Here is a 2,500-nt window from a genome sequence, read left to right as displayed (position 1 = left end):
GCTGAAACATACCCCCCTTACCATTACTGAAGTCATGTATGAGTTGGGTTTTAAGGATGAGGGAATTTTAGTGCCTTTTTCAAAACACATACCGGCAGCAATCCGAAAGAACTCAGGCTTATGGAACCAGAAATCAATTAAAAAGCGGAAGAAAATTTTTCATGTTTTCTTCCGCTTTTTAAATTATAACAAATCTCAGTTACTTTACTACATATCCTAAAACTTCATAATAGCGCAGAATCCTGTCTGTTGGAATTTTTATAGGTTCATAAATCAGATTACCATCTGCTGAACGGTCTTCATTTGAACTATAAGCAACTATTGTATTAGCTTCATCAGCTTTTTGTATGCGTTTGATGAAGAAACCATCAACCGTGAGAACAGCGTAGTTGTGACCCCACACTATCGCTTTGGAGTCATCAATTTCTTTTAGGGCAAGTACACATCCGTTGGGATATTCTTTCATGTGATTGCCATAATATTTGAATGTAGCGGTCGCAGCAGGAAACCAGTCTCCTGTATTAATAAAGGCTACAGGAGAAATATTTTTAAAATGCTCATCTTGTGAGGTGACTTTTTTACTTTCTCCGGTCTTATGAATAGTATCATAAAGAGGAACAAGAGGACTCTTTTTATATTCTATAGGAATATCATCTGTAAGAAGATATGTTTTATCATCGTTCTCATATAAACCTGAAAACAGCCAATCGTAACTTATTTCGAGTTTCGTGTGAAGCTTTACAATAAAGTCAAGTTTAGGAAGTGTTTGCTTCTGTAATTTCGGATGTTAGCTTCACTCGTGTCCATAAAACTCAGCGAATTTCGAATATTTCCTTTAAATTCTTTTAGGCAATAGCATTGATTTTCTGATTTATGTTATTCATAAATAAATTATTTATTCTGTTTTTCGAAAAATCATTCGAATTAAATTTGTTTTTTCGAATTATGTTTCGATATTTGTTATATCACGTGAAACAAAGGTATAATAAATCACATAAGTTTGTTATGAAATTAGAACAAATAAAGAACAAAATTCGATATGGTGATTACATCACGCTTTCAGAAATGCTAAATACAACTGCAGACTCAGCTAAGATGAGAATCCGTAGAAATGATAAGATAGCTATGGAAGCATTGTAGAAGAAATCATCAGAAGCAGGGAAAGGACTTATTAGAAGTTATAAAAGAAAAGTAAATAAAAGTAAAAGGCCTTTTGCTTTATGGATAAGATGAAAAAGATTGATGAGGAAAATTTATTTTATTAATCAATTACACATGGACACTATTTATCAGATTACCGAGCAATTAAAAGAAGATGGCTTCAGTATAAACTATATAAAAAACTTAATTACGAGAAATCAGGGTAATACCTATTTTAATACACTTGATTATTTTATATCTTTTGGTTTCCAAATTCTTCTGTATTTGTTGTAGAAGGTATTGAATATTCGATTGAAGCCAATAGCTTTGTATTTATCGGTCCCGGAAAAAATATTTGTTTTGGAAAATTTGCACATAAGAAAAAACGGTCGGATTTACATTTTCTTCCACTTTTATGAAAAATCAGCCAATGACAGTTTTTTTCTTAATTCAGAATTATTTTTTACTTCAGATTCCAATGTTTTTATTCTTCAATCTATAAGGTCCCGAGAACAGATAAAACAGTTTATTGTAGAACGTTTAACATTCTATAAAGAGAAAGATCACGGATTGTATATATCTGTGGCACATAATTCTATAGAGAGTATCATTTTAGACGGTTTGCTTATTCTCGAATCTACACACAGAATAGAGACCAATAAGTACACTTATATTGAAATAGTCAATAGGTTTCGCGTGTTACTGCAACAACACTATTAAGACGGAACGAACGGTTGGTTTCTATGCAAAACAATTAAATGTGCCGCCCAGAAGGCTGAGCCTCATGGCGGAGGAATTATTGGGGAAGTCTGCCAAACAGATGATCAGTGAAAAGGTAATCAATGAGAGTATTCGCATTTTGCGCTTATACACATCTTACCATTGCAGAAATAACCTATGAGTTGGGCTTTACAGATGAGGTAATTTCAGTTCCTTTATAAAAAATACTACGGGTAAAAAACCCAAAGAAATAAGGTTGGAGCATTCGAAGAATGAAAAAGAAAAATCCTTAAAAAACCATTTCTAAGAAGATTTTTATCCTGACGAAGCCCTCTTTTAGAAAATTAAATGTGTCAGAAATAATTTTTTCTGGCCTATCTGGCTGTTTTATAACCATAAACGACTCTGTTTTTTATCTTAAAAAAAACTAAAAAACCTAACGCTTGTTAAGGAAAATATCCTACATTTACTATAGTTCACAACTATTAAAAACAGTTGAAAACTACTAAAAAAAATACGTATGATAAGGAAATTCTTTACAATAGGAGCTTTGCAGGATTTTGTATGGCAGTAAATGCACAAAGCAAAGGAGGCGTTGTTTTATTAATGTAAATTACACCCTATACAGACACTGGTAGTC

Annotated in this window: 6 protein-coding genes (1 of these 6 cut by a window edge); 5 read left to right on the top strand and 1 reads right to left on the bottom strand. The window is 32.4% G+C overall.

The genetic code is table 11. The annotated features are described in order from the left end of the window. Positions 1-220, top strand: the 3' portion of a protein-coding gene (locus QW060_RS23230) for a hypothetical protein (protein WP_290365259.1). Its footprint begins 155 nt before the window's first position; 220 of the gene's 375 nt are visible here — the last part of the coding sequence; the start codon falls outside the window, past its left edge; the stop codon is at positions 218-220. On the opposite strand, the gene QW060_RS23225 is transcribed toward QW060_RS23230, so the two are convergent. Next, a complete protein-coding gene (locus QW060_RS23225) occupies positions 200-466 on the bottom strand; it encodes a hypothetical protein (RefSeq protein WP_290365258.1) in 267 nt (88 codons plus the stop codon). The genes QW060_RS23230 and QW060_RS23225 overlap by 21 nt on opposite strands. 539 nt (positions 467-1,005) lie before the next feature. Here QW060_RS23225 and QW060_RS23220 point away from each other — a divergent pair. The 4 genes from QW060_RS23220 (at position 1,006) to QW060_RS23205 (ending at position 2,041) form a co-directional block, all read left to right on the top strand. Next, positions 1,006-1,140: a hypothetical protein gene (locus QW060_RS23220; protein WP_290365257.1), complete on the top strand. Its 135-nt coding sequence runs from the start codon at positions 1,006-1,008 to the stop codon at positions 1,138-1,140. Between the two features lie 102 nt (positions 1,141-1,242). Beyond that, the gene (locus tag QW060_RS23215; protein ID WP_290365256.1) at positions 1,243-1,434 is read left to right on the top strand and encodes a hypothetical protein; all 192 of its coding nucleotides are present in this window, start codon (positions 1,243-1,245) and stop codon (positions 1,432-1,434) included. A 66-nt stretch (positions 1,435-1,500) separates the two neighbouring features. Further along, positions 1,501-1,860 carry a hypothetical protein gene (locus QW060_RS23210; RefSeq protein WP_290365255.1) on the top strand — a complete coding sequence of 120 codons (360 nt, stop codon included), beginning with the start codon at positions 1,501-1,503 and terminating at the stop codon, positions 1,858-1,860. A gap of 40 nt (positions 1,861-1,900) precedes the next feature. After that, positions 1,901-2,041 carry a hypothetical protein gene (locus tag QW060_RS23205; RefSeq protein WP_290365254.1) on the top strand — a complete coding sequence of 47 codons (141 nt, stop codon included), beginning with the start codon at positions 1,901-1,903 and terminating at the stop codon, positions 2,039-2,041. The last annotated feature ends 459 nt before the right edge of the window (positions 2,042-2,500 follow it).

The organism is Paenimyroides ceti, from assembly GCF_030409925.1.
Note: the sequence above shows the minus strand (reverse complement) of the source record. Positions and strands in the feature narration are given on the sequence as shown.